Source organism: Luteimonas sp. WGS1318 (assembly GCF_043187535.1).
Classification (GTDB): Bacteria; Pseudomonadota; Gammaproteobacteria; order Xanthomonadales; family Xanthomonadaceae; genus Luteimonas.
Genome location: NZ_CP171131.1, coordinates 710,757 through 736,565 on the forward strand (window position 1 = coordinate 710,757; position 25,809 = coordinate 736,565).

The window sequence follows — 25,809 nt, forward strand, 5'->3', positions numbered from 1 at the left end:
ATCTCAAAATTTGAGACGAAACAACCGCTTGTGGATAAAGCTTGAACAAGTCTGTGAAGAGTGGCGCAAGTCATTGACCAGACAGGTGAAAACAGCGTCGTCCGGCTGTTGACAACCCCGTAACGCAGTCCTAAGGTGGCGCCTCGTGGGAAAACCGGGAATTTCGTGGTTTTCCGTCGCACAAGCCCGCATGAAGACGGGCGACAACCGGGCAGGACCGACGTGTTCCAGGGCGAGACCGCCATCACCATCGACGACAAGGGCCGACTGGCGATTCCCACCGCCTACCGGGACCTGATCGCGCGCGAGTGTGGAAACCGTCTGGTCCTGACCTACAACCCGTTCGACGCCGGCAGCCTCTACCTCTATCCGTATTCGGTCTGGGAAGGTGTGCGCGACAAGATCAACGCGCTGCCGCGTACCCGTTCCACGAACCGCACGCTGCAGCTCAAGCTGGTGGGCGCGGCGATGGTCGTGGAGCCCGACGGCAACGGCCGCATCGGCATTCCGGCCAGCCAGCGCACCACGGTCGGCATCGAGCGCCGCGCGATGCTGGTCGGCATGGGCGACAAGTTCGAACTCTGGAGCGAGCAGGCCCACCAGGCCCAGATCCGTCAGACGCTCAGCGACGACGACATGGCCGGGGACGATCTCGAGGGATTGCAGTTGTGACCGGGGGTGGTGCGGATGCCACGTCCGGCCACCTCCCGGTGCTGTATGCGCAAGTCCTCGAAGGTCTGCGCGTACACGAGGACGGGCGGTACCTGGATGGCACGTTCGGCCGGGGTGGTCATGCCGGCGGCGTGCTCGAACGTCTTGGCCCTGGAGGCCGGTTGCTGCTGATGGACAAGGATCCCGACGCGATCGCAGTGGCCGAGCACCGCTTCGGCGGCGACGCCCGCGTGTCGATCCGCCGCGGCAGCTTCGCCGACCTCGCCACATGGAACGACGCGGCCGACGCGCCGCTCGACGGCATCCTGTTCGATCTGGGCGTGTCGTCGCCGCAACTCGACGTCGCCGAGCGCGGCTTCAGCTTCGGCAAGGACGGCCCGCTGGACATGCGCATGGATCCCGACGCCGGCGAGAGCGCCGCGGAGTGGATCGCACGCGCGGCCGAGGCCGAGATCGCCGACGTGCTGTGGACCTACGGCGAGGAGCGCATGAGCCGCCGCATCGCGCGGGCGATCGTGGCCCGCCGTGCCGAGACGCCGTTCCTGCGCACTGCCGATCTGGCCGCGGTCATCGCCGCCAACGTGCCGCGCGGCCGGAGCAAGCCGGGCCAGAAGGAAACGCATCCGGCGACGCGGTCGTTCCAGGCGATCCGCATCCACGTCAACCGTGAGCTGGCCGATCTCGAAACCGGCCTCGACGCCGCGCTCGACGCGCTGCGTCCGGGCGGCCGGCTCGCGGTGATCAGCTTCCACTCGCTGGAAGACCGCATCGTCAAGCGCTTCATCGCCGGTCACGCGAAGGCGCCGGCCGGCAATCGCCGCCTGCCCGAGGCCGCGCCGTTCGTGCCGCGCCTGCGCATCGTGGCCGACGCGACCAAGGCCGACGACGGCGAACTGCGCGCCAATCCGCGGGCACGCAGCGCCGTGCTGCGCGTGGCCGAAAAGCTCGCGCCGGGCGGTGCCGCATGACCTTCGGCCGCCTGCTGATCGCCGTGCTGCTGGCCGCGAACATCGTCACCGCGATCGGCGTGGTGCACGCGCGCCACGATTACCGGCAGCTCTACGTGGAGCTGACGCGCCTGGAGCGCGCGCGTGACGAACTCAACATCGACTTCGGACGTCTGCAGCTCGAACAGGCCACCTGGGCGATGAGCAACCGTGTCGACCAGGTCGCGCGTGAGCGTCTGGGCATGCGTTTCCCCGAGACCGCCGAGATCGTGGTGGTGCGGCCATGAACTTCCGCAAGTTCATCAAGGCCGGCGACGGCCACGCCAAGAAGCCACGCAAGCGCGCGCAGTTCGACCTGCGCCTGCGGCTGATGCTCGTGGCCGGCGCGCTGGGCCTGGGCGCTGTGGCGCTGGTCGGGCGTGCGGTGGACCTGCAACTGATCGACAACGCGTTCTACCAGCAAAAGGCCGACGCGCGTTTCCGCCGCGAAGTGCCGATCCCAGCCTCGCGCGGCATGATCACCGACCGCAACGGCGAGCCGCTGGCGATCTCGAGCCCGGTCGAGTCGCTGTGGATCAATCCGCAGGAACTGAGCAAGCATCCCGACCGCCTGCCGGAGCTGGCCGAGGTCACCGGCCTGCCGGTCGATGATCTGGCGCGCGAGGTGTCGCAGCGCGCCGACAAGGAATTCATGTACGTGCCGCGCCACCGCCGGATCAGCCCCGCGGCGGCCAAGCGCGTGCTCGACCTCGGCGTACCGGGCGTGTTCTCGCAGCGCGAGTACCGCCGCTTCTACCCGCAGGCCGATGCCGTCGCCCACGTGCTGGGCTTCACCAACATCGACGATCGCGGCCAGGAAGGCGTGGAGCTGGCGTTCGACGAATGGCTGGCCGGACGCCCGGGCGCGCAGAACGTGATCCGCGACCGCCACGGGCGCATCGTCGAGCACGTGAACCTGGTGCGCGCGGCCGAGCCGGGCAAGGACCTGGTGCTGAGCATCGACCGCCGCATCCAGTTCCTCGCCTATCGCGAGCTCAAGCAAGCACTCCAGGAAACCGGCGCCAGCGCGGGTTCCATCGTCGTGCTGGAAGTGTCGACCGGTGAAGTGCTGGCGATGGCGAACCTGCCTTCGTACAACAACAACCGCGTGACCGGCGAGAACCGCGACGCGCACCGCAACCGTGCGGTCACCGATCTCATCGAGCCCGGCTCGACGATGAAGCCGTTGACCGTGGCCGCGGGCCTGGAAAAGGGCGTCATCAGCCCGACGAGCACGTTCAACACCAGCCCCGGCTGGATCCCGAACGGCCGCTACCGCACCAGCGATTTCCGCAACTACGGCGTGCTCGACACCACCGGCATCATCACCAAGAGCTCCAACGTCGGCGTCTCGCTGATCGTGCAGAAGCTGCAGAACCAGGAGTTCTACGACTTCCTGCGCCGCATGGGCTACGGCCAGAGCACCGGCAGCGGCTTTCCGGGCGAGGCGGCGGGCCTGTTCCCCGATCCGTCGCGCTGGAGCGGCACCAGCAAGCAGACGATGTCCTACGGCTACGGCCTGTCCGCGACGCCGCTGCAGATCGCCCACGCCTACGCGACGCTCGGCAACCGTGGGCGTGCGATCGCGCCGACGTTCGTCAAGGGCCATCCGGGCGAGGCGCGGCAGGTGCTCGATCCGGGCATCGCCGACGAGATCGTGCGCATGATGCAGACCGTGACCGAGCCAGGCGGCACCGCCACGCGCGCGGCGATCCTCGGCTATCACGTCGCCGGCAAGACCGGCACTGCGCGCAAGGCCAGCGGCGGCGGCTACGACCGCCGCTACGTCGCGTTCTTCGCCGGACTGGTGCCGGTGGAGAATCCGCGCTTCGCGATGGCCGTGGTCATCGACGATCCGGACACCTCGCGCAACATGTACGGCGGTGGCTACGTCTCGGCGCCGGTGTTCCAGCGGGTCATGGATGGCGCACTGCGCCTGATGGACGTGCCCCCCGACGACATCGACACCTGGCTGGCGGCGCAGGCCGCCAACGATGCCAGGCGTGCCCGCGCGCAGGGCCACACGACACCGGCGCCCACCGCGGCCCCGGTCGCACCCGTTGCGGCGCCGGTCGCCGCCGACGTGCCGGTCGTGGCGGCACGCGTGCCCGGAGGCCAGCGATGAGCCGCGCCATGCCGCTGCGCGACCTGCTGCCCGATGTCGCCACCGTGCCCGAGGACACGGTAATCACCGGCCTGGTGCAGGACAGCCGTGTGATCCGTGCCGGCCATGCCTTCGTCGCGATCGGTGGCTTCGGTACGCACGGCTTGCACTTCGTCGACACCGCACGTGCCGCCGGCGCGAGCGCGATCCTGTTCGAACCGCCGGTACCGGCGGAGATTCCGGCACTGCCCGCCGACGCGATCGCCGTCACCGGCCTGCGCGCGCGCCTGGGCACGATGGCCGACGCCTTCCATGGCCAGCCCTCGCGGGCGATGACGATGGTCGGTGTGACCGGCACCAGCGGCAAGACGTCCACGGTCCAGCTGCTCGCCCAGGCATTCCAGGCTGCGGGCCAGCGCGCCGGCACCATCGGCACGCTCGGCGCCGGCCTGTACGGCGAGGTCGAGCCGACCGGGTTCACCACGCCGTTGGTGCTGCAGACCCATGCGCTGCTCGCCGATCTGCGCGACGCCGGTGCCGACGCGGTCGCGATGGAAGTCAGCTCGCACGCCCTCGACCAGGGCCGCGTCGACGCGGTGCACTTCGACGTCGCGGTGTTCACCAACCTCACCCGCGACCACCTCGACTACCACGGCGACATGGCCGGATACGGCGAGGCCAAGGCGAAGCTGTTCGCCCGGGATGGACTGCGCGCGGCGGTGCTCAACATCGACGACGCGTTCGGCGCAACGCTGCCCGCGCGCCTGGCCGCGGACGTGCGCGCGGTGACCGTCAGCGCGACCGACCGCGCCGATGCCGACATCGCGGCGCGCGACATCGTGCTCGACGCCGACGGGCTCGCCTTCTCGCTGCGCATCGACGGCGCCTGGCACGCGGTGCGTTCGCCGCTGCTCGGCCGCTTCAATGTCGACAACCTGCTGGCCGTCGCCGGCGTGCTGCGGGCGCTGGGGCATACGCCGGCGGCAATCGTCCGCGTGCTCGGCACGCTGCAGCCGATCGCGGGCCGCATGAACCGCCTCGGCGGCGGCGATGCGCAGCCGCTGGTGGTGGTCGACTATTCGCACAAGCCCGATCCGCTGGCGCAGGCGCTGCAGTCGCTGCGCGGCCATCTGACCGGCGAACTGGTCTGCGTGTTCGGCTGCGGCGGCGAGCGCGACGCCGGCAAGCGTCCGCAGATGGCGGCGATCGCCGAAGCCCAGGCCGATCGCGTGATCGTCACCGACGACAATCCGCGCCGCGAGAACGGCGATGCGATCGTCGCCGACATCCTCACCGGCTTCGCGCGCCCCGATGCCGTGGTCGTCGAGCGCGACCGGCGCCGCGCGATCGAACGCGCGGTCGGTCAGGCGCGTCCCGGCGACATCGTGCTGATCGCCGGCAAGGGCCACGAGCCCTACCAGGAGATCGACGGCGTGCAGCACGCCTTCGACGATCGCGTCGTCGCCCAGGCGGCGCTGGACGCGCGTGATGCGGAGGCGCAGCGATGAACGCGCTGTCGCTCGCCCGTATCGCCCAGCTGGTCAACGGCCGTCTGCACGGCGTCGACGGTGATTTCCCGATCGATGCAGTCGCCACCGACACCCGCACGCTCGATGCGGCCGAGGCGCATGCGCTGCTGTTCGTCGCGCTGAAGGGCGCGACCTTCGACGGCCACGACCATGTGCGCCGCGCGGCCGAGCTCGGCGCGCGCGCGGCCCTGGTCGCGCGTCCGCTCGACGTCGCGCTGCCGCAGATCGTCGTCGCCGATCCGCAGGTCGCCCTCGGCCTGCTGGCCGGTGCGGTCCAGCGCACGCGCGGCGCGCGGATCGTCGGCATCACCGGCAGCAACGGCAAGACCAGCGTCAAGCAACTGGTGGTCGCGATCCTCTCGCGCCACGCGCCGACGGTGTTCAATCCGGGCAATTTCAACAACGAGATCGGCCTGCCGCTGTCGGTGCTCGACGCGACCGACGATGCACGCTTCGCGGTCTACGAAATGGGCGCCGGCCAGCCGGGCGACATCGCGTATCTCACCGCGATCGCGCGGCCCGACATCGCGCTGGTCAACAACATCGCGCCGGCGCACATGGAGCGCATGGGCAGCCTGCTCGGCATCGCCGACACCAAGGCCGCGATCTACGATGCGCTGCCGGCCGACGGCACCGCGGTGATCAACGCCGACGACGCCTTCGCCCCGTATTTCGCGCAGCGGGCGCATGGCCGCCGGCTGCTGCGGTTCGGGCTCGAGGCCAGTGCCGACATCACCGCGCGCGACATCGTCGGCGATGCGGCCGGATCACGCTTCCGGCTGGTCACGCCGGTGGGCGAGGCGGAGGTCGCGCTGCCGCTGCCGGGCCGCCACAACGTGCGCAATGCGCTGGCCGCGACCGGGATCGCACTCGCGGCCGACGTGCCGCTGGCGACGATCGTCGCGGGTTTGGGCGCCGTGGAAGCGGTCTCCGGACGCCTGGTCCGCCACGTCCTCGACGGCGGCGCGGTGCTGATCGACGACAGCTACAACGCCAACCCCGGCTCGCTGCTCGCGGCGATCGACATGCTGGCCGCGCTCGACGGCGAGCGCTGGCTGGTGCTCGGCGACATGCGCGAACTCGGCGCCGACGGTGCGGCGATGCACGGCCAGGCCGGCGCTCGCGCCAAGGCCGCGGGCATCGCCCGGCTGTACGCGCTCGGACCGCTGAGCGCGTCGGCGGTCGAGGCGTTCGGCGACGGCGCGCGTCACTTCGAATCACACCCGGCACTCGCCGACGCACTGCGCGCCGATCTGCACGACGGCGCGCGGCTGCTGGTGAAGGGCTCGCGTGGCAGTGCGATGGACCGCGTGGTCGACGCGCTGCTCGCTGCACAAGGACCCCACGATGCTGCTTGAACTCGCCCGCTGGCTGCAGGGACTCGACGACTTCTTCATGTTGTTCGAGTACCTCACGTTGCGCGGCATCCTCGCGGCGCTGACCTCGCTGGCGCTGTCGCTGTGGCTCGGCCCGATGGTCATCCGCCGGCTGGCCCAGTACAAGGGCGGCCAGCCGATCCGTCAGGACGGCCCGCAAACGCATTTCTCCAAGGCCGGTACGCCGACCATGGGCGGCGCGCTGATCCTGATCACCGTGCTCGCCGCGGTGCTGCTGTGGGGCGACCTGCGCAACAAGTACGTCTGGGTGGTGATGGCGGTGATGATCGCCTTCGGCGTGATCGGCTGGTACGACGACTGGATCAAGATCGTGCGCCGCGATCCCAACGGCCTGAAATCGCGCTGGAAATATCTGCTGCAGTCGGTGTTCGGTCTCGCCGCGGGTTTGTATCTCTATCTCTATGCCGACGTGCCGGCCGCGACCACGTTCTACGTGCCGCTGTTCAAGTCGATCGCGCTGCCGCTGGCCGGCATCAGCTTCGTCGCGATCGCCTACTTCTGGATCGTCGGCTTCTCGAACGCGGTGAACCTGACCGACGGCCTCGACGGCCTGGCGATCATGCCGACCGTGCTGGTCGCCTGTGGCCTCGGCGTGTTCGCCTATGCCTCGGGCAACGCGGTGTTCTCGAACTACCTGCAGATCCCGCAGGTGCCGGGCGCGGGCGAGCTGGTGATCATCTGCGCGGCGATTGCCGGGGCAGGGCTCGGCTTCCTGTGGTTCAACACCTATCCGGCCATGGTGTTCATGGGCGACATCGGTGCGCTGGCGCTCGGCGCCGTGCTCGGCACGATGGCGGTGATCGTGCGCCAGGAGCTGGTGCTGGTGATCATGGGCGGCATCTTCGTCATCGAAACGCTGTCGGTGATGATCCAGGTCGCCAGCTTCAAGCTGACCGGCAAGCGCGTGTTCCGGATGGCGCCGATCCACCACCACTTCGAGCTCAAGGGCTGGCCCGAGCCGCGCGTGATCGTGCGCTTCTGGATCATCTCGGTGGTGCTGGTGCTCGTCGGTCTCGCCACGTTGAAGGTGCGCTGATGGCCACGCATCGCGACACCGCCGCCGCCCACCAGGCCACGCGTCTGGACGAGATCCACGGTCGCTTCGACCCGTGGCTGTCGGGCATCGTCGTCGCGATCGCGACGCTCGGCGTGATCATGGTCGCGTCCAGCTCGATCGCCGTGGGCGAGGACATGCATGTCGGCCGCTACTACTTCCTGACCCGTCATTTCATGTTCCTGGCGCTGGGCATCGGGCTGGCGGTCGCGGTGATGCGCACCGAGCTCAAGACCATCGAGAAGTACGACCGCTTCGTGCTGCTGATGTGCGCCGGCCTGCTGATGCTGGTGTTCGTGCCCGGCCTCGGCCGGTCGGTCAACGGCGCGCACCGCTGGATCAACCTGGGTGTATCCAACTTCCAGGTGGTCGAGGCGGTCAAGGTCATCTACATCGTCTGGCTGTCGAGCTACCTCGTGCGCTTCCGCGACGAGGTCAACGCGACCTGGGGCGCGATGCTCAAGCCGATCGGTGTGGCGGTGGTGCTGGTCGCGCTGCTGCTGCTGCAGCCCGACTTCGGCTCGTCGATGCTGCTGCTCGGCGTGACCGCCGGCATGCTGGTGCTCGGCGGCGGCCATCTGAAGCGGATGCTGGTGCCGATCCTGCTGCTGCTGCCGGCGGTGGTGCTGGTGGCGATCATCGAGCCCTACCGGCTGCGCCGGATCACCTCGTTCATGGATCCGTGGGAAGACCAGCTCGGTGCCGGCTATCAGCTCAGCAACGCGCTGATGGCCGTGGGCCGCGGTGAACTCACCGGTGTGGGTCTCGGCGCGTCGGTGCAGAAGCTCTCCTATCTGCCCGAGGCGCACACCGACTTCATTTTCTCGGTGCTCGCCGAGGAACTCGGCTTCGTCGGCGTCTGCCTCGTGGTGGCGCTGTTCGCGGCGCTGGTCGGACGCGCGTTGTGGATCGGCCTGAAGTGCGTCGAGATGCGTCGCCACTTCGCCGGCTACTGCGCCTTCGGCGTCGCGCTGATGATCGGCATGCAGAGCCTGGTCTCGATCGGCGTGAATCTCGGCCTGCTGCCGACCAAGGGCCTGACCCTGCCGCTGGTGTCGTCGGGCGGTTCGAGCGTGATGATGACCTGCGTCGCGCTCGGCCTGCTGCTGCGCGTGTCCTACGAACTCGACCGCGCCCAGCGCCAGGTCGCGCGTCTGCGCGGTGACGCCGCACCGCCGGCGCCCGTTGCCGCGCCCGCCTCCATTCCCACAACGCAGCCGCCGTTGCCCGTCGCCCCGGCGCCGGTGCGCGGCACCAGCCGCCTGCACCAGCGCGTCGAGCCGAAGTTCGGCGCCGGGAGCCCTGCATGATCCGCCGTCTCCACGACACCCGCGGCCTGTCGAAGGAAGACTTCGCGAAGGTCTTCTCGCGCGTCCATTTCGTCGGCATCGGCGGCACCGGCATGAGCGGCATCGCCGAGGTGCTGTGCACGCTGGGCTACACCGTGTCCGGTTCGGATGCGGCCGACAGCGCGGCCACGCGTCGTCTCGCGCGGCTCGGCGCGACCGTGCACAAGGGCCATGCGGCCGCGAACGTGCTCGGTACCGATTGCGTGGTCGTCTCCAGCGCGATCCGCCACGACAACCCCGAATTGATGGAAGCGCGCGCGCAGCGGATTCCGATCGTGCCGCGCGCCGAGATGCTGGCCGAACTGATGCGCTTCCGCCGCGGCATCGCGGTCGCCGGCACGCACGGCAAGACCACGACGACGTCGTTGACCGCCAGCGTGCTCGCCGAGGGCGGAATGGACCCGACCTTCGTCGTCGGCGGCCAGCTGCTGGCCGCGGGCGCGAATGCGCGCCTGGGCAGTGGCGACTGGCTGGTGGCCGAGGCCGACGAGAGCGACGGCAGCTTCCTGCGGCTGAATCCGCTGATCGCGATCGTCACCAACATCGACGCCGACCACCTCGAGAACTACGGCGGCGACTTCGCGCGCGTGCAGGAGGCGTTCTCGGAGTTCCTGCACCGGTTGCCGTTCTACGGGCTGGCGGTGCTGTGCATCGACGATCCCGAGGTCGCGCGCCTGGCCGCCAGCGTGCCGCGGCACATGATGACCTACGGTCTCTCCGACGAGGCCGACGTGCGCGCCGAGGCCATCCGCCAGGACGGCGCGTCGATGCGCTTCACGCTGTGCCTGCCGGAGAACGTGCGCATCGAGGCGCATCTCGCGCTGCCCGGCCACCACAACGTGCTCAATGCACTCGCCGCGGCGGCCATCGGCTGGCAACTCGGCGTCGCACCGGAGGCCATCGTCGCCGCGCTGGGCAAGTTCGAAGGCATCGGGCGCCGCTTCAACCTGCTCGGCGAACTGGTCACGCCGACCGGCGCGCGCGTGCAACTGGTCGACGACTACGGCCACCATCCGCGCGAGCTGGCTGCGGTGTTCGCCGCCGCCCGTGGCGGCTGGCCCGAGCGCCGCCTGGTCGTGGCGTTCCAGCCGCACCGCTACAGCCGCACACGCGCGTTGTTCGACGATTTCGCCGGCGTGCTGTCGGATGTCGACGCGCTGGTGCTGACCGAGGTCTATCCGGCCGGCGAAGCGCCGATCGCGGGCGCGGATGCGAAGACGCTGGCGCGTGCGATCCGTGCGCGTGGCCGCATCGAGCCGGTGGTCGTCGGCAATGCCGAGGCCCTGGCCGACGTGCTGCCCGACATCCTCGAGGACGGTGACCTGCTGCTGATGATGGGCGCCGGCGACATCGGTGCGGCGATCCAGCAGCTCGCGCAGTCCGGCTTCCAGGCCCGCGCGTCCAAGGAGGCTGCGCGATGAGCCTCACGTTGTCGCCGCCGCGCTTCACTGATCCGGCCGTGTTCGGTCGTGTCGCCGTATTGCTCGGCGGTCCCGGTTCCGAGCGCGAGGTCTCACTGCAGTCGGGGCAGGGCGTGCTCGACGCGCTGCGTTCGCGCGGCGTCGATGCGCATGCCGTCGACGGCGTGCCGGCGCTCGCCAGCGAGATCGTCGCCGGCCGCTTCGACCGCGTGTTCAACATCCTCCACGGCGGCGACGGCGAGAACGGCGTGGTGCAGGGCCTGCTCGACGCGTTCGCGATTCCCTATACCGGTTCGCGCGTGCTCGGTTCGGCGCTGACGATGGACAAGATCCGCACCAAGCAGGTGTGGATGAGCGAAGGCCTGCCGACGCCGCGCTTCGTGCGCCTGCCGCCCGGCGCGGATCTGCACGCAGCGGCCGCGACGCTCGGATATCCGGTGTTCGTCAAGCCGGCCTGCGAAGGTTCGAGCGTCGGCGTGTTCCGCGTGCTCACGGCCGACGATCTGGCGCCGGCGATCGAGTTCGCCGCCGGCTACCCGGGCGAACTGCTGATGGAGCAGATGGTGCGCGGCGACGAACTGACCGTCGGCATCATCGGCGATGTCGCGTTGCCGTCCATCCGCATCGTGCCGACAGGCGAGTGGTACGACTACCACGCCAAATACATCGCAAACGATAACCAATACCTGTGCCCTGGCCTGTCGCCCGACGAGGAGCGCGAGATTGGTGCACTCGCGCTGGCCGCGTTCCGCGCCGTCGATTGCAGCGGCTGGGGCCGCGTGGACGTCATGCGCGACATCGAGCGCGGCCTCCAGCTGATCGAAATCAACACCGCGCCCGGCATGACCAGCCATTCGCTGGTGCCCAAGGCCGCCGCGCAGATCGGCATCGACTACGCCGCACTGTGCTGGCGTGTGCTGGAAGCGACGCTGCCGCAGGAGGCCGCCGCGCGATGAGCCAGGCGTTCGCCATCACCGCACGGATCCTGGCCTGGACGCTGGCGCTCGCGCTGGTGACCCTGCCGGTGGTCGCCGTGCTCAACGGCTGGATCGGCGCCGACCGCTGGCCGCTGCGCGTGCTGCGGATCAACGACGGCCTGGAGCAGGTGGACGTGGCGCGCGTGCGCGAGGCGGTGCTGCCGCACGCCCAGCGTGGCTTCTTCGCGATCGATCTGGGCCAGGCGCAACGCGATGTCGCGCGCCTGCCGTGGGTGGCCGGGACCGAGGTGCGCAAGCGCTGGCCGGACGTGCTGGAAGTGCGGGTTGCCGAACACGTGCCGTTCGCGCACTGGGGCGAGGGCCGGCTGCTGTCCACGCGTGGCCGGCTGTTCTCCGCCGACGGCGTCGAGGTGCCGACCGACATGCCGCGCTTCGACGGCCCCGAGGCGCGTGTGTCCGAGATCGTCGCGCTCTACAACGAATCGCGCGACCTGTTCCGCCCCGCGGGCGTCGAGGTCGCCAGCGTGATGCTCGATGCGCGCGGCAGCTGGCAGCTGCGGTTGTCGAACGGCACCGACGTCATCGTCGGCAGCCAGGAAGCGCGTCTGCGCCTGTCGCGGTTCGCGCGGATGCTGCCGCACCTCGTCGCCAACCGCACCGAGCCGCTGGCCCGCGCCGACCTGCGCTACACCAACGGCTTCGCTCTGGTTTGGGCGGAGCCCGCCGCGTCCGGCAGCGCCGGTGACGCCAACGCCCCTGCCACGGTCGATCGGATCGCGGCAGTTTCGAATCACGCATCACGCATCACGAATCACGGCCTCTCATGAACCGCAAAGGCGACAAGACGCTCATCGTCGGACTCGACATCGGCACCTCGAAAGTGGTGGCGCTGGTCGGCGAGTATTCGCCGGGCAATCCGATCGAAGTCATCGGCATCGGCAGCCACGAATCGCGCGGGCTCAAGCGCGGCGTGGTCGTCGACATCGAATCGACGGTCCAGTCGATCCAGCGTGCGGTCGAAGAGGCGGAGCTGATGGCCGGCTGCGAGATCCGCTCGGTCTACGCGTCGATCTCCGGCAACCACGTGCAGTGCCGCAACTCGCCGGGCATCGTGCCGATCCGCGACAACGAGGTGACCTGGGCCGATCTCGATCGCGTGCTCGACGCCGCCAAGGCGGTCGCGATTCCAGCCGACCAGAAGATCCTCCACGCGATCCCGCGCGAGTACGTGCTCGATGATTCGCAGGAAGGCATCCGCAACCCGGTCGGCATGACCGGCGTACGCCTCGAAGTGCACGCGCACCTCGTGGTCTGCGCGCAGTCGGCCGCGGCCAACATCAGCAAATGCGTGCAGCGCTGTGGCCTGTCGATCGACGATCTGATCCTGTCGTCGCTGGCCTCGAGCACCGCGGTGCTGACCTCGGACGAGCGCGAACTCGGCGTGGTCCTGGTCGACATGGGCGCGGGCACGACGGATCTGGCGGTGTTCGTGCAGGGCGCGATCTGCCACACGGCCAGCCTGCCGATCGCCGGCGACAAGGTCACCGAAGACATCGCGCACATGCTGCGCACGCCGACGCCGGAAGCCGAACAGATCAAGGTCCGCTACGCCTGCGCGCTGGCGCAGCTGGCGACCAGCGAGGAATCGATCCAGGTGCCGAGCGTCGGTGACCGTCCGCCGCGTCGTCTTCCACGCCAGTCGCTGGCGCAGGCGGTACAGGCGCGCTACGAGGAGATCTTCGAGATGGTGCAGGCCGAACTGCGCCGCTCGGGCTTCGAGCAGCACGTGCGCGCCGGCATGGTGCTGACCGGCGGCGCCGCGAAGATGGAAGGCGTGGTCGAGCTGGCCGAGGAAATGCTGCAGATGCCGGTGCGCGTGGGCATTCCGCAGCACGTCACGGGCCTGGGCGAAGTGGTCGGCAATCCGGTCCATGCCACCGGCGTGGGCCTGCTGCTGATGGGCAGCCAGATCGAGCATCCGCGGCGGCCGGTGATCTCCTCCGGGCGTGCGGGCGGATTGCTGCGGAAGTTGAAGACCTGGTTCAACGGCGAGTTTTAGAAGAGCCGGGGCTGGGGATTCGGGATTCGGGATTTGAAAGAGCAACAGCAACAGCAGAGCGCGGCGGGCGGGCAGGGCATAGCGTTTCAGGCGGTACCCCATAAAACCAAAAAATCAACTGAATGCCGGGACGGACGAGAAACGGGACGCACGATGCTTTTGCGAATCCCGAATCCCGAATTCCCAATCCCGGCGATCACACCGAGGACAACGGACATGGCACATTTCGAACTCGTGGAAAAGATGGCTCCCAACGCGGTGATCAAGGTCATCGGCGTGGGCGGCGGCGGCGGCAACGCGGTCGCACACATGGTCAACAACAGCGTCGACGGCGTTGAGTTCATCACCGCCAACACCGACGCGCAGGCGATCAAGAACTGCGGCGCCAAGCTGCAGCTGCAGCTCGGCAGCAGCGTCACCAAGGGGCTGGGCGCAGGCGCCAACCCGGAAGTCGGCCGTCAGGCCGCACTGGAAGACCGCGAGATCATCATGGACGCGCTGCAGGGCGCCGACATGGTGTTCATCACCGCCGGCATGGGCGGCGGCACCGGCACCGGCGCAGCCCCGGTCGTCGCGCAGCTCGCCAAGGAGATGGGCATCCTGACCGTCGCCGTGGTCACCAAGCCGTTCCCGTTCGAAGGCCGTCGCCGCATGCAGGTCGCGCTCAAGGGCATCGAAGAGATGTCGGCGCATTGCGACTCGCTGATCACCATTCCCAACGAGAAGCTGATCACCGTGCTCGGCCGCAACGCCACGATGATCCAGGCCTTCCGCGCCGCCAACGACGTGCTGCTGGGCGCCGTGCAGGGCATCGCCGACCTGATCGTCCGTCCGGGCCTGATCAACGTCGACTTCGCCGACGTGCGCACCGTGATGTCCGAAATGGGCCTGGCGATGATGGGCACCGGCCATGCCCGCGGCGACGATCGCGCGCAGGCCGCCGCCGAAGCGGCGATCCAGAACCCGCTGCTCGACGACGTCAACCTGGCCGGCGCCAACGGCATCCTGGTCAATATCACCGCCGGTGCGGATTTCACGATGAGCGAGTTCGACGAAGTCGGCCGCACCGTCGAGAACTTCGCCAGCGAGGACGCGACCATCGTCATCGGCACCGTGCTCGATCCCGACATGCAGGACGAGGTCCGCGTGACCGTCGTGGCGACCGGTCTGAACCGTGCGCCGGCACGTGCCGCCGGCTATACCGAAGGCCCCGCCGGTCGCGGCAAGCCGCAGGTGCAGCTGATCAGCAACAACCAGCGCGGTGTCCGTGACGGCACCACCGGCATGCTGATCGACGACGAGTCCGACGCCGTGGCCGCCTACAGCCCGGGCCACAGCATCGCCGCTTCGCTGCGGGGCAACAGCGCGCAGACCGGTGGCCGTGCGACGCCGGCGCGGACCGAAACCCACGAGACGCCGAAGGCGGCCGACTTCGGCAACGACAACTATCTGGACATTCCGGCCTTCCTGCGTCGTCAGGCCGACTGAGCGTTCCGGGCCGCGACCCGGTGAACCGTCGATGGCGTGGCCTCAGGCCCGTCATCCGGTGCACCGGTCGACGGGCGGCGCATGCGCCGCGCCGGAGTGCCCGACGGTGTCCTCGTTGTTCCGATGGCGCGTCGTCCGCGCGCCCTCGTTTTTGCGTCCACCGGGCCTGTCCGGCCCGGTGGACGGTTTTCGCGCTTCCGACCTGCACCGTGCGCCGTGGGCGATGCGCCCGCATGCACGCGAGGGCCATCCGTACTTCCGTTCAGGTTCAGCGGGCAGCGTGATAATCTGCCCCCCATTCCGATGACAGCCTGAAGTCGGCGGCTGCCTGGAACCTCCCCACTCCGGAATTCCCATGCCCCGGCAACGCACCATCAAGAACGTCATCCGCGCGACGGGCGTCGGCCTGCACAGCGGCGAAAAGGTGTTCCTGACCCTGCGTCCCGCGGCGCCCGATACCGGCATCGTGTTCCGCCGCGTCGATCTGGATCCGGTGGTCGAGATTCCCGCCGCTGGCCATCTCGTCACCGAAACCACGCTGTGCACCGGCCTGAGCCAGGGCGCGGCCAACGTGCAGACGGTCGAACATCTGATGTCCGCGCTCGCAGGCCTCGGTGTCGACAACCTCTATATCGAACTGTCCGCGGCCGAAGTGCCGATCATGGACGGCTCGTCCGGTCCGTTCGTGTTCCTGCTGCAGTCGGCCGGCGTGGTCGAGCAGGACGCGCCGAAGCGCTTCATCCGTGTACTCGAACCGGTGGAAGTGCGCGAGGGCGACAAGATCGCCCGCTTCGAGCCCTACGATGGCTTCAAGCTCGACTTCACCATCGCGTTCGACCATCCGGCGATTCCGCTGGCGCAGTCGCGCGCCGAGGTGGAGTTCTCGACCGAGGCCTACATCCGCGAGGTCAGCCGCGCGCGGACCTTCGGCTTCATGCGGGATCTCGAATACATGCGCGAGCGCAACCTCGGCCTCGGCGGCTCGATGGACAACGCGATCGTGCTCGACGAGTTCCGTGTGCTCAACGACGACGGCCTGCGCTACGCCAACGAGTTCGTGCGTCACAAGATCCTCGACGCCGTGGGCGACCTGTATCTCGCCGGGCATCCGATCCTGGGCTTGTTCAAGGGCTACAAGTCCGGACACGCGCTCAACAACAAGCTCGTGCGTGCACTGCTCGAGCAGCGCTCGGCTTGGGAGACGGTGAGCTTCGAAGCCTCCGAACCCGCGCCGCTGGCCTACGGCACCCCGGTCGTCGCCTGAACTGCTGCGCGGCGTACGCCGCGCATCGCTGCCCCTGTCTTCCGTGGCCCCGATCGCCTTCGGACAGGCGTTTCTCGGCGCGCTGCGCCCGTTATTTAACGGATAAATAACGAAATAAGCCTGAATTGAAGGCGCCGGCTTAACGTTTACCGCGGGTCGGGTGGGTAGGATGCCCCGTCCCCTTCACCCGGCCTTGACGCCGATGAGCGGGATTCGGGATCCCGAATCAGTCCGTGCGGTCGTCTTCCGGCGAACGCAGCGACGCCAGCACCGCCTGCAGCGCCTCACGTGATGCAGCCGACGGTGCGCCGCCGACCGGCGGCCTGCCGGCATCGGCAGCAGGCGCTCGCAACGGCCGGGTCGAGGTCCTGACGACGATGTCGCTGACATCCAGCCCGATGGACCGGGCGGCGTCGAGCAGCACCTCGGCCGACAGGCGCAGCCTGGCGTGCCAGATGGGCGAATCGACGAGGAACACCAGCCTGTTGCCATCGACATTGGCCAGCCGCGCATGCGGCGCCAGCGCCGGCGGCAGCAGGGGAACAAGGCGGCGGTCCAGTGCGTCGAGCCAGATGGCCCGGCGGATCGGATCGGCCGACGCGCCCACCAGCGCCGCATCGAGTGCGGCGGTCGGGGTCCCGATACGGGACGCACCGACGCGGGGGGGCTTGGACCTGGACCGGAAATCAGACATTGGCAATGACCGTACACAACCTTCTGAATGATATGCGCGAGCGTCTCGCGCATGTGGCCCGCAAGACCCGCGTTCTGGCCCGACGCAAGCCCGTTTCGCTGGCCATCGTGATCGCGGCGGCCGGCATGTGCGGCGCGGCCGCGATGAACTCGGCCGAGATCGCCCGCCTCAACGGCGTGGCCGCCGCGCACGAGCGCAGCCTGGACGAGACCCGTCGCGACGCGCAGCGCGAGATCAACGCACTCGCCGCGCGCATGGGCGAACTGCAGGCGCAGGCCAACCGACTCAACGCGCTCGGCGACCGGCTCGCCCGCGGCGCCGGCCTCGAAGGCGGCGAGTTCGACTTCGATCGCCCGGTCGGCGTCGGTGGCCCGGAAGCGGCCTACGACATGCCGGCGCGCCGTCTGCTCGACGGCCTCGATGGTCTGGATGGCGACCTGGCCAATTCCGGGCAGCAGCTCTCGGTGCTCGAGGCGCTGCTGTTCGACCGCACGCTGGAACAGAACGCGATGCCGTCGCGCTCGCCGGTGGCCAGCAGCTTCGTGACCTCGTCCTATGGCTACCGCGCCGATCCCTTCGGCCGTGGCGGCCAGTTCCACAAGGGCATCGACTTCGACGCCCGCACCGGCGACCCGGTGATGACCGTCGCCAACGGCGTGGTCAGCTACTCCGGTGTGCGCGGTGGCTACGGCAACGTGGTCGAGGTCGACCACGGCAACGGCTACGTGACCCGCTACGCGCACAACTCGCGCAACCTGGCCAAGGTGGGCGATCTGGTCCGCGTCGGCGACGAGATCGCCAAGGCCGGTTCCACGGGCCGCTCGACCGGCGCCCACGTGCACTTCGAGGTCTGGGAGAACGGCCGCGTGCAGAACCCGCGCAAGTTCCTCGGCGACATGGGCGTGAGCCGCCAGTAAGCGCAAGGGGCCCGGCCAGCGGCTTGAAAACGCCCGCCGGCTCCCCAAGCTACAATGCGTGTTGCCAACGAGAGGGCGCCCGGCGCCCTTTCTTTTTTGCGGCTTCGGGGGAAACCGCCCGGAGCCGTGTCGATTCCAGGACCCGGATTCCACATGCTCAATCGTCTGCTCACCAGTGTCTTCGGCAGTCGCAACGACCGCTTCGTCAAACAGCTCGAAAAGATCGTCGCGAAGATCAACGCGCTGGAGCCGCAGATGGAGGCGCTGTCCGACGCCGAGCTGCAGGCCAAGACCCCCGAGTTCAAGGCGCGCGTCGCCAACGGCGAAGCCCTCGACAAGATCCTGCCCGAGGCGTTCGCGGTGTGTCGCGAGGCGAGCAAGCGCGTGCTCGGCATGCGCCCCTACGACGTGCAGTTGATCGGCGGCATGGTGCTGCACATGGGCAAGATCGCCGAGATGCGCACCGGTGAGGGCAAGACCCTGGTCGGCACGCTGCCGACGTATCTCAATGCGCTCGAGGGCAAGGGCGTCCACGTCATCACCGTCAACGACTATCTGGCCCGCCGCGACGCGGCGCAGATGGGCAAGCTCTACAACTGGCTGGGCCTGTCGGTCGGTGTGATCTGGCCGGGCATGCCGCATGGCGAGACCAAGCGCGAGGCCTACCGCGCCGACATCACCTACGGCACCAACAACGAGTTCGGCTTCGACTACCTGCGCGACAACATGGCGCTGTCGAAGGCCGACCGCTACCAGCGCAAGCTCAACTACGCGATCATCGACGAGGTCGACTCGATCCTGATCGACGAAGCGCGCACGCCGCTGATCATCTCCGGCCCGGCCGACGATTCGCCTGAGCTCTACATCAAGGTCAACCGCATCGTGCCGTCACTGGTGCGCCAGGAGACCGAAGACGGTGATGGCGACTTCTGGGTCGACGAGAAGGGCAAGCAGGTCCACCTGTCCGAGGCCGGCCAGGAACACGCGGAAGAACTGCTGCGCAAGGCCGGGATCCTCGGTGAGGACGACAGCCTCTACGCGCCGCAGAACATCCACGTCGTGCATCACCTCAATGCCGGCCTGCGCGCGCATGCGATCTACCAGCGCGACGACCACTACATCGTGCGCGACGGCGAAGTCATCATCGTCGACGAATTCACCGGCCGCACGCTGCCGGGCCGGCGCTGGTCGGACGGCCTGCACCAGGCGGTCGAGGCCAAGGAAGGCGTGCCGGTGCAGCGCGAGAACCAGACGCTCGCCAGCATCACGTTCCAGAACCTGTTCCGCATGTACGACAAGCTGTCGGGCATGACCGGTACCGCCGATACCGAGGCGTTCGAGTTCGAGAGCATCTATTCGCTCGAGGTGGTGGTGATCCCGACCCACCGGCCGATGATCCGCAAGGACGCGCCCGATGCGGTATTCCTCAACCGGCCCGGCAAGTACCGCGCGGTCGCGCGCGAGATCCAGGCCAAGCACGAGCAGGGCCAGCCGGTGCTGGTGGGCACCACGTCGATCGAAGTCTCCGAGCTGCTGTCCGAGCACCTGCGCAAGGAAGGCATCGCGCACGAAGTGCTCAACGCCAAGCAGCACGAGCGCGAAGCGCAGATCATCGCCCAGGCCGGCCGCCCGGGTGCGGTGACCATCGCCACCAACATGGCCGGCCGCGGCACCGATATCGTGCTCGGCGGTTCGCTCGAAAGCGAGCTGGCGCAGCTCGAAGCCGAGACCGGCGCGCCGGTCGACGAGGCCACCAGGGCCCGGCTCAAGGCCGAATGGCAGGTGCGCCACGACGCGGTCAAGGCGGCGGGCGGCCTGCACATTCTCGGTACGGAGCGTCACGAATCGCGGCGCATCGACAACCAGCTGCGCGGCCGTTCGGGCCGCCAGGGCGATCCGGGCTCGAGCCGCTTCTACCTGTCGCTCGAAGACAACCTGATGCGCATCTTCGCCGCCGACTGGGTGCAGAAGGTCATGGCGCGCATGGGCCTGCAGGAAGACGACATCATCGAGTCGCCGCTGGTCACCAAGCAGATCGCCAACGCGCAGCGCAAGGTCGAGGCGCACAACTTCGACATCCGCAAGAACCTGCTCGACTTCGACGACGTCAACAACGACCAGCGCAAGGTGATCTACGGCCAGCGCGACGAACTGCTCGACGCCGAGAGCGTCAAGGAGAACATCGACGGCATCCGCGCCGACGTGATTTCCGGCATCGTCGCCCGCTACGTGCCGCCGCAGTCGATCGACGACCAGTGGGACCTGCCGGGCCTGGAGTCGGAGATCGAGCGCGAGTTCGGGCTGCGCGTGCCGCTGGTCGAACTGGCGACCACGCGCCAGGAACTGGATGCCGAACAGATCACCGAGCACGTGCAGCAGGCGGTCGACCAGCTGTTCGCCGACAAGCAGGCGCAGCTCGGCGACGAGACGATGCGCATGCTCGAGAAGCACATCATGCTCAACGTGCTCGACCAGGGCTGGAAGGAACACCTGGGCCGCATGGATTACCTGCGCCAGGGCATCCACCTGCGTGGTTATGCGCAGAAGCAGCCGAAGCAGGAATACAAGCGCGAGGCGTTCGAGCTGTTCTCCGAGATGCTCGACAAGGTCAAGCTCGACGTGACCACGATGCTGGCCCGCGTGCGCGTGCGCAGCGAGGACGAGATCGCCGCGCTGGAAGCCGAGGAGCGGCGCCAGGTCGAGGCCAAGCTCAACCAGGCCCAGTTCCAGCACGCCGATGCCGGCGGCTACGGCGCCGACGAGGAGGCCGAGGACGTGCGTGCCGCGGCGGCCGCCCAGTCGGGCGCCCAGGCGCCGATCGTGCGCGACGGCGCCAAGGTCGGACGCAACGATCCCTGCCCCTGCGGCAGCGGCAAGAAGTACAAGCACTGCCACGGTCAGCTGAGCTGACCGAACCGGCGCGCGGGCTGCATCGCGGCCCGCTCAGCGGACCCGAGCGACCCCGCGTCCTGTAGGCGCGCGCTCGCGCGCGAGAGGCGTTCCCCGCCCATCGACGGCCGTACATCCGCCGGCGGCAGACTCCAGGGCCGGCGCATCGAGCCTGGCGGCGCAGAGGCCGACCACGCCGCCCCTGCGCTTCGGCGATGACAGGCGCTACGCAACGCAGCGAGGTCGGCCGAGCTGTCCGGGCACGCACGAGGTCTTCGTCGCAGCCATCTTCGTAGGCCGCAGCGGATCCGCGTTCTGTAGGAGCGCGCTCGCGCGCGAGAGGCGTTCCCCTTCATCGATGGCTGGACGTCCCAGCATCAGGAGGCGAGCCGACGAATCGAGCCGCACGGCGCACTGGCCGACGCGCCCTCCGCTTCGGCAATGACCGGCGGCGCGCACAGCGCCGTGCCTATCCGCGCAGACGGGCACACTGCGCCAGCGCACCTGGATGACACGCCGGCGCCGCGACGCGTGCAGTGAGCGTTGAGGATCTATCGCGGCGCACCAATCGCGCGCAAGCGCGTTCTCGCGGACGATGCGGCCGCCACGGCGCCGTTGGCCACCCGCGGCGTTGCCTGCGCGTGAGGCCTGCCTGCATTCAGCTGGCGGAGCGTGCCGCACCTCGCCTAACCTGACCGCCCCCTCCTTTGCGAAGCCGCATGAGCGAACGCGTCATCGAAGTCGTCGCCGGGGTCATCACCGACAAGCGCGGCCGGATCCTGCTGTCGCGCCGCACGCCCAGCCAGGACATGGCCGGCCTGTGGGAGTTTCCCGGCGGCAAGCGCGAGCCGGACGAATCGCCCGAGCAGGCGCTGGCCCGCGAACTCGACGAAGAGCTGGGCATCCAGGCCAGCATCGGCGCGCACGTGATCACCGTGCCCCAGGCGTATGCGCACAAGCGGCTGCGGCTCGACGTCCGTCAGGTCACCGGCTGGCAGGGCATGCCGAAGGGGCGGGAGGGCCAGGCGCTGACCTGGGTGGCGCCGGAGAAGCTCGCGCGCTATTCGATGCCGCCGGCCGACCTGCCGGTGGTCGCCGCACTGCGCCAGCCCGACCGCTACCTGGTCACGCCGCCGCCTGCCGACGACGATGCCGCGTGGCTGCGCCGGCTCGATGCTGCACTGGCGCAGGGCATCCGGCGGGTGCAGGTGCGTCTGCCCGGCATCGCCGCGGCGCGCCAGGCGCAGTTGCTGGCGGCCGCGGCCACGCGATGTCGCCGCCACAAGGCCGAGCTCCTGTTCAACGGACCGGCCGGGATGGCGCGCGACGCCGGCGTCGGCCTGCACCTGACGGCCGCCGCGCTGCGTCAGGCATCCGCGCGTCCTGTACCGACCGACGTCCCGCTGGCGGCGTCGTGTCACACACTCGACGAGTTGCGCATGGCCGAGGTGATCGGCTGCGACTTCGTCGTGCTGGGCCATGTGCGGGCGACGCCCAGCCACCCGGGCGTGCCCGGCATCGGCTGGGCCGCCTTCTCGCAGCTGCGCGAGGCCACGGCCGTGCCGATCTATGCGATCGGCGGGCTGACGCCCGGTGACATTCCCGAAGCCCGGCAGCACGGCGCACAGGGTATCGCGGCCATCCGCAGCCTGTGGGCCGGCGACTGAGACGATCGACGTGTGCCTGCGTGTCTCGCCGGGAAAGCGGGTGGCGCACGGTCTGCACGCGGTCCCGAGCGTGGATGAAGCGGCAGGCACTCACAGGCTGTCGGGGCGTCTTTCCGACGCGAGATGGGTTCGTCATCCAGGCAGGCCGCGCGCATTGCGTCTGCGGTTGCGCAAGCGCTGTGGCGAAGCGAGGGCGCAGACGGGCCCGGTGTCGAGGGCGGTCCGAGCTGTATGTGATGCACGTATGGCAACACGAGAACCCGCACTCGCCGCCGGCGGCCAGATCCAGTGGCGTCGGGGCCGCATACGTGCGCGCCTGCCAACACGGGCGATGCGCGCATGGCGGCGGGGTGGGGGCATCCCTGATATCTGTCTCGAGTGAACGTGTCGATCGCTTCGCGAGGTCAGACCTGCGGCGACGGCATCGCCTGCGCCAGCGCACGGTAGTGCGCGTCGAGTGCGCCGATGCGCTGATCCAGTGCGTCCAGGCTGCCGTCGTTGACGACCACATCGTCGGCAATCGCGAGGCGCGCCTCACGGTCGGCCTGTGCGGCGACCATCCGGGCGGCGAGCGCGTCGTCGATGCCGTCGCGTGCGAGCAGGCGCGCCATCTGCACGTCGGCCGGCACATCGATCACCAGCACGCGGTGCAGCCACGGATACGCGTCGCGCCCGCCTTCGGCCAGCAGCGGAATCGCCGCGACGGCGTAGGGGCTGGCGGCCGTCTCGCAGGCCAGGCGCAGCGCCTGGCGGACGCGTGGATGGACGATGGCTTCGAGCCGGATCCGCGCCAGCGGGTCCTCGAAGATGCGCCGGCGCATCGCCGCGCGGTCGAGGCTTCCGTCCGCGGCCAGCGCTCCGGCACCGAAGGCCTCAAGGACCTCCGCAAGCCCCGGGCTCCCCGGGGCCACCGCCTCGCGCGCGGCGAGATCGGCATCGGCGACGGTGATGCCGCGCGCCTCGAATGCGGCCGTGGCCGCGGACTTGCCCGAGGCGATGCCGCCGGTCAGGCCGATGATCAGCGCGCTCATTCCGGAGCGCCCGCGGTTACGCCAGTCCGGCGACGCGCATGTAACTGCCGACCAGGTCGTCGCCCCACATGAAGGTCACCCAGCCGGCGATGGCCAGATACGGGCCGAACGGGATCGGCGTGGCGCGGTCGCGGCCCTGCACGGCGAGCAGGATCGAGCCGATGATCGCGCCAGCCACGGCCGAGATCAGGATGATCGGCAGCAGACCGGTCAGGCCGCACCAGGCGCCCAGCGCGGCGAGCAGCTTGAAATCGCCATGACCCATGCCTTCCTTGCCGGTGGCCTGCTTGAACAGCCACCACACCGACCACAGGCTCGCGTACCCGACGATCGCGCCCAGCAGCGCGGGCTTGGCGGGCATGTAGAGCGTATCCAGGCTGGCGATCAGCCCGAGCCACATTAGGGGCAGCGTCAGCGAATCAGGCAGCAGCTGGGTGCGGATGTCGATACCCGACAGCGCGACCAGAAAACCAGTCAGCACCAGCGCACCGAAGCCCTGCCAGCCGAAGCCGAAGCGCCACACGCAGGCGACGAACAGCAGCATCGTCAGCAGTTCGACCGCCGGGTACTGGATCGAGATCGGCGCCTTGCAGCTGCGGCACTTGCCGCGCAGCGCCAGCCAGCTCAGGACCGGAATGTTCTCGTACCACGACAGCTGGTGCCCGCAGTGCGGGCAATGCGAGCGCTCGACGACAATGCCCGGCGGGGGCGGGTCGTAGAGCTCCGGCTCACCGAGGATCTCGCGGCTGTCGCGCTTCCACGCCCATTCCATGCGCCGCGGCAGGCGCAGGATCACCACGTTGAGGAAGCTGCCCACCAGCAGGCCGAGGCCGGCGGCGAGCGGAAAGCCGAGTGCGGGGTTCTGGTCGAGAAACGCCATCTAGAAATTCAGTTGCGGTGCGGGGCCGTCAGACGACGGCCGCCAGCTTGAAGATCGGCAGGTACATGCCGATGACCATGCCACCGACGAGACCACCGATGAACACCATGATCATCGGTTCGAGCAGGCTGCTCAACGCATCGACAGCGTTGTTGACCTCTTCCTCGTAGAACTCGGCGACCTTCATCAGCATCGTGTCGAGCGCACCGGCCTCTTCGCCGATCGCGGTCATCTGCACCACCATGTGCGGGAACAGGTTGACCTGCTTCATCGCCATGTTGACCTGGTAGCCCACCGAGACGTCGTCGCGCATGCGCAGCACGGCTTTCTCGTAGACGGTGTTGCCGGTCGCGCCGGCCACGGTGTCGAGCGCCTCGACCAGCGGTACACCGGCGCGGAAGGTCGTTGCCAGCGTGCGCGAGAAGCGGGCGATCGAGGCGTTGTGCAGCAGCGGGCCGATCACCGGAATCTTCAGCATCATCCGGTCGATCGCGTGCTGCATCGGCACCGAACGCTTGTAGGTGAAGATGAAGGCGAACGCGGCAGCCGCGACGATGCCCAATACCGCCCACCAGTAACTGACCAGGAAATCACTCGCCGCCACGATCATCTGTGTGAACGCCGGAAGGTCGGCGCCGAAGTCGGCGAACACCGCTTCGAACTGCGGCACCACGAAGATCAGCAGGATGGCGCTGACGATGATCGCCACCGCGATGACCGCGGCCGGGTAGAACAACGCCTTCTTGATCTTGCCCTTGAGCTTCTCGGTGTTTTCCTTGTACGTGGCGATGGTGTCGAGCACCGTCTCCAGCACACCGGCGGATTCACCGGCCCGCACCAGGTTCTGGAACAGTTCGTCGAACTGCACCGGATGCTTGGCCAGCGATTCGCTGATCGACGAGCCGCCCTCGATGTCGAGGCGCATGCTGTTGACCATGTCGGCCATGCGCGGATTCTTGTTGCCCGAACCGATGATCTCCAGGGCCTGGACCACCGGTACGCCGGACTTGATCATCGTCGCCAGCTGACGGCTGAACACCGCGATGTCCTTGGCCGAGATCGTCTTCCCGGTCTTGCCGAACAGGGGCTTGCCTTTGGTCTTGACCACGCTGGGCTGGATGCCCATGCGGCGCAATTCGGCACGCAGCAGGTTGGCGTTCTTCGCCTGCTGCTCCCCCTTCATCTTGATGCCGCGCTTGTCGGTGCCTTCCCAGACAAAGGTGTCCAGGGTCACGCCGGCGCGCACGGGCGCGGCAGCAGCAGGCTTTCGGGCAACGGTTTTCCGTGCGGCGGTACGTGAGATCGACATGCGGGATTCCCCAGAGAACCGGCTTTCCCCAGCCGGGCGGATGCCAGCATGGTAGCGGGTTGTGCGGAAAAGTGTCGGTCCCGGGCCGTGACCGCGCGCCGATTTCCAAGCATGCCCCCCTGTAGGAGCGCGCTTGCGCGCGACAGGCTGTCCCGGGACCG

22 protein-coding genes are annotated in these 25,809 nt (G+C 68.8%); 17 read left to right on the forward strand and 5 right to left on the reverse strand.

Annotated features, from left to right (window positions below):
- Positions 1-222 precede the first annotated feature (222 nt).
- The 12 genes from mraZ to ftsA are packed head-to-tail and all read left to right on the forward strand — an operon-like array spanning position 223 to position 13,509.
- Positions 223-672, forward strand: a complete 450-nt coding sequence (mraZ, locus tag ACF3M1_RS03170; RefSeq protein WP_394003867.1) for a division/cell wall cluster transcriptional repressor MraZ — start codon at positions 223-225, stop codon at positions 670-672.
- Positions 669-1,640: a 16S rRNA (cytosine(1402)-N(4))-methyltransferase RsmH gene (gene rsmH / locus ACF3M1_RS03175; protein ID WP_394003869.1), complete on the forward strand. Its 972-nt coding sequence runs from the start codon at positions 669-671 to the stop codon at positions 1,638-1,640. The genes mraZ and rsmH overlap by 4 nt, the downstream gene beginning before the upstream one ends.
- Positions 1,637-1,906, forward strand: a complete 270-nt coding sequence (ftsL, locus tag ACF3M1_RS03180) for a cell division protein FtsL (protein ID WP_394003871.1) — start codon at positions 1,637-1,639, stop codon at positions 1,904-1,906. The genes rsmH and ftsL overlap by 4 nt, the downstream gene beginning before the upstream one ends.
- On the forward strand, positions 1,903-3,783 hold the full coding sequence (locus ACF3M1_RS03185) for a peptidoglycan D,D-transpeptidase FtsI family protein (RefSeq protein ID WP_394003873.1): 1,881 nt from the start codon (positions 1,903-1,905) through the stop codon (positions 3,781-3,783). Before ftsL ends, ACF3M1_RS03185 begins: the two co-directional genes overlap by 4 nt.
- Positions 3,780-5,270, forward strand: a complete 1,491-nt coding sequence (locus ACF3M1_RS03190; RefSeq protein WP_394003875.1) for a UDP-N-acetylmuramoyl-L-alanyl-D-glutamate--2,6-diaminopimelate ligase — start codon at positions 3,780-3,782, stop codon at positions 5,268-5,270. Before ACF3M1_RS03185 ends, ACF3M1_RS03190 begins: the two co-directional genes overlap by 4 nt.
- Positions 5,267-6,649 carry a UDP-N-acetylmuramoyl-tripeptide--D-alanyl-D-alanine ligase gene (gene murF, locus ACF3M1_RS03195; protein WP_394003877.1) on the forward strand — a complete coding sequence of 461 codons (1,383 nt, stop codon included), beginning with the start codon at positions 5,267-5,269 and terminating at the stop codon, positions 6,647-6,649. Before ACF3M1_RS03190 ends, murF begins: the two co-directional genes overlap by 4 nt.
- On the forward strand, positions 6,639-7,724 hold the full coding sequence (gene mraY / locus ACF3M1_RS03200) for a phospho-N-acetylmuramoyl-pentapeptide-transferase (RefSeq protein ID WP_394003878.1): 1,086 nt from the start codon (positions 6,639-6,641) through the stop codon (positions 7,722-7,724). The genes murF and mraY overlap by 11 nt, the downstream gene beginning before the upstream one ends.
- On the forward strand, positions 7,724-9,052 hold the full coding sequence (gene ftsW / locus ACF3M1_RS03205; protein WP_394003880.1) for a putative lipid II flippase FtsW: 1,329 nt from the start codon (positions 7,724-7,726) through the stop codon (positions 9,050-9,052). Before mraY ends, ftsW begins: the two co-directional genes overlap by 1 nt.
- The gene (murC, locus tag ACF3M1_RS03210; protein ID WP_394003882.1) at positions 9,049-10,512 is read left to right on the forward strand and encodes a UDP-N-acetylmuramate--L-alanine ligase; all 1,464 of its coding nucleotides are present in this window, start codon (positions 9,049-9,051) and stop codon (positions 10,510-10,512) included. Before ftsW ends, murC begins: the two co-directional genes overlap by 4 nt.
- Complete coding sequence (locus tag ACF3M1_RS03215; RefSeq protein ID WP_394003884.1) at positions 10,509-11,468, forward strand: D-alanine--D-alanine ligase; 960 nt, start codon at positions 10,509-10,511, stop codon at positions 11,466-11,468. The genes murC and ACF3M1_RS03215 overlap by 4 nt, the downstream gene beginning before the upstream one ends.
- Positions 11,465-12,277 (forward strand): cell division protein FtsQ/DivIB, encoded by an 813-nt coding sequence (locus tag ACF3M1_RS03220; RefSeq protein ID WP_394003885.1) that lies wholly within the window; start codon positions 11,465-11,467, stop codon positions 12,275-12,277. Before ACF3M1_RS03215 ends, ACF3M1_RS03220 begins: the two co-directional genes overlap by 4 nt.
- Positions 12,274-13,509, forward strand: a complete 1,236-nt coding sequence (gene ftsA, locus ACF3M1_RS03225; RefSeq protein ID WP_394003886.1) for a cell division protein FtsA — start codon at positions 12,274-12,276, stop codon at positions 13,507-13,509. Before ACF3M1_RS03220 ends, ftsA begins: the two co-directional genes overlap by 4 nt.
- A gap of 86 nt (positions 13,510-13,595) precedes the next feature.
- Here ftsA and ACF3M1_RS03230 read toward each other — a convergent pair whose 3' ends face one another.
- Complete coding sequence (locus tag ACF3M1_RS03230) at positions 13,596-13,727, reverse strand: hypothetical protein (RefSeq protein ID WP_394003888.1); 132 nt, start codon at positions 13,725-13,727, stop codon at positions 13,596-13,598.
- Between ACF3M1_RS03230 and ftsZ the strand changes: the two genes are divergently transcribed.
- Positions 13,726-14,997 (forward strand): cell division protein FtsZ, encoded by a 1,272-nt coding sequence (gene ftsZ / locus ACF3M1_RS03235; protein ID WP_394003890.1) that lies wholly within the window; start codon positions 13,726-13,728, stop codon positions 14,995-14,997. The genes ACF3M1_RS03230 and ftsZ overlap by 2 nt on opposite strands.
- A gap of 355 nt (positions 14,998-15,352) precedes the next feature.
- Positions 15,353-16,261, forward strand: a complete 909-nt coding sequence (lpxC, locus tag ACF3M1_RS03240) for a UDP-3-O-acyl-N-acetylglucosamine deacetylase (RefSeq protein WP_394003892.1) — start codon at positions 15,353-15,355, stop codon at positions 16,259-16,261.
- A 226-nt stretch (positions 16,262-16,487) separates the two neighbouring features.
- On the opposite strand, the gene ACF3M1_RS03245 is transcribed toward lpxC, so the two are convergent.
- A complete protein-coding gene (locus ACF3M1_RS03245; protein ID WP_394003894.1) occupies positions 16,488-16,955 on the reverse strand; it encodes a DUF721 domain-containing protein in 468 nt (155 codons plus the stop codon).
- A gap of 32 nt (positions 16,956-16,987) precedes the next feature.
- Here ACF3M1_RS03245 and ACF3M1_RS03250 point away from each other — a divergent pair, with 32 nt between their 5' ends.
- The 3 genes from ACF3M1_RS03250 to ACF3M1_RS03260 all read left to right on the forward strand — a co-directional run bounded on the left by ACF3M1_RS03250 (position 16,988) and on the right by ACF3M1_RS03260 (position 22,428).
- Entirely contained in the window at positions 16,988-17,872 is an 885-nt protein-coding gene (locus tag ACF3M1_RS03250) for a M23 family metallopeptidase (protein ID WP_394003895.1), read from the forward strand.
- A gap of 153 nt (positions 17,873-18,025) precedes the next feature.
- Entirely contained in the window at positions 18,026-20,782 is a 2,757-nt protein-coding gene (secA, locus tag ACF3M1_RS03255; protein WP_394003896.1) for a preprotein translocase subunit SecA, read from the forward strand.
- A gap of 698 nt (positions 20,783-21,480) precedes the next feature.
- Positions 21,481-22,428, forward strand: a complete 948-nt coding sequence (locus tag ACF3M1_RS03260) for a Nudix family hydrolase (protein WP_394003897.1) — start codon at positions 21,481-21,483, stop codon at positions 22,426-22,428.
- A gap of 404 nt (positions 22,429-22,832) precedes the next feature.
- Here the strand turns inward: ACF3M1_RS03260 and coaE are convergent, their stop codons facing one another.
- From coaE to ACF3M1_RS03275, 3 genes are read right to left on the reverse strand one after another with little or no spacing between them, the layout of a single operon-like run.
- The gene (gene coaE / locus ACF3M1_RS03265) at positions 22,833-23,459 is read right to left on the reverse strand and encodes a dephospho-CoA kinase (protein WP_394003899.1); all 627 of its coding nucleotides are present in this window, start codon (positions 23,457-23,459) and stop codon (positions 22,833-22,835) included.
- 16 nt (positions 23,460-23,475) lie between these two features.
- Positions 23,476-24,339, reverse strand: a complete 864-nt coding sequence (locus ACF3M1_RS03270) for a prepilin peptidase (RefSeq protein WP_394003900.1) — start codon at positions 24,337-24,339, stop codon at positions 23,476-23,478.
- A gap of 28 nt (positions 24,340-24,367) precedes the next feature.
- A complete protein-coding gene (locus ACF3M1_RS03275; RefSeq protein WP_394005158.1) occupies positions 24,368-25,522 on the reverse strand; it encodes a type II secretion system F family protein in 1,155 nt (384 codons plus the stop codon).
- Between the last annotated feature and the right edge of the window lie 287 nt (positions 25,523-25,809).

Bases quoted from the DNA above. Each gene is read 5' to 3' on its own strand.
- ftsL (WP_394003871.1), top strand. From the start codon at position 1,637: ATGACCTTCGGCCGCCTGCTGATCGCCGTGCTGCTGGCCGCGAACATC.
- ACF3M1_RS03185 (WP_394003873.1), top strand. From the start codon at position 1,903: ATGAACTTCCGCAAGTTCATCAAGGCCGGCGACGGCCACGCCAAGAAG.
- ACF3M1_RS03190 (WP_394003875.1), top strand. From the start codon at position 3,780: ATGAGCCGCGCCATGCCGCTGCGCGACCTGCTGCCCGATGTCGCCACC.
- murF (WP_394003877.1), top strand. From the start codon at position 5,267: ATGAACGCGCTGTCGCTCGCCCGTATCGCCCAGCTGGTCAACGGCCGT.
- mraY (WP_394003878.1), top strand. From the start codon at position 6,639: ATGCTGCTTGAACTCGCCCGCTGGCTGCAGGGACTCGACGACTTCTTC.
- ftsW (WP_394003880.1), top strand. From the start codon at position 7,724: ATGGCCACGCATCGCGACACCGCCGCCGCCCACCAGGCCACGCGTCTG.
- murC (WP_394003882.1), top strand. From the start codon at position 9,049: ATGATCCGCCGTCTCCACGACACCCGCGGCCTGTCGAAGGAAGACTTC.
- ACF3M1_RS03215 (WP_394003884.1), top strand. From the start codon at position 10,509: ATGAGCCTCACGTTGTCGCCGCCGCGCTTCACTGATCCGGCCGTGTTC.
- ACF3M1_RS03220 (WP_394003885.1), top strand. From the start codon at position 11,465: ATGAGCCAGGCGTTCGCCATCACCGCACGGATCCTGGCCTGGACGCTG.
- ftsA (WP_394003886.1), top strand. From the start codon at position 12,274: ATGAACCGCAAAGGCGACAAGACGCTCATCGTCGGACTCGACATCGGC.
- ftsZ (WP_394003890.1), top strand. From the start codon at position 13,726: ATGGCACATTTCGAACTCGTGGAAAAGATGGCTCCCAACGCGGTGATC.
- ACF3M1_RS03230 (WP_394003888.1), bottom strand. From the start codon at position 13,727: ATGTCCGTTGTCCTCGGTGTGATCGCCGGGATTGGGAATTCGGGATTC.
- lpxC (WP_394003892.1), top strand. From the start codon at position 15,353: ATGCCCCGGCAACGCACCATCAAGAACGTCATCCGCGCGACGGGCGTC.
- ACF3M1_RS03245 (WP_394003894.1), bottom strand. From the start codon at position 16,955: ATGTCTGATTTCCGGTCCAGGTCCAAGCCCCCCCGCGTCGGTGCGTCC.
- ACF3M1_RS03250 (WP_394003895.1), top strand. From the start codon at position 16,988: ATGCGCGAGCGTCTCGCGCATGTGGCCCGCAAGACCCGCGTTCTGGCC.
- secA (WP_394003896.1), top strand. From the start codon at position 18,026: ATGCTCAATCGTCTGCTCACCAGTGTCTTCGGCAGTCGCAACGACCGC.
- ACF3M1_RS03260 (WP_394003897.1), top strand. From the start codon at position 21,481: ATGAGCGAACGCGTCATCGAAGTCGTCGCCGGGGTCATCACCGACAAG.
- coaE (WP_394003899.1), bottom strand. From the start codon at position 23,459: ATGAGCGCGCTGATCATCGGCCTGACCGGCGGCATCGCCTCGGGCAAG.
- ACF3M1_RS03270 (WP_394003900.1), bottom strand. From the start codon at position 24,339: ATGGCGTTTCTCGACCAGAACCCCGCACTCGGCTTTCCGCTCGCCGCC.
- ACF3M1_RS03275 (WP_394005158.1), bottom strand. From the start codon at position 25,522: ATGAAGGGGGAGCAGCAGGCGAAGAACGCCAACCTGCTGCGTGCCGAA.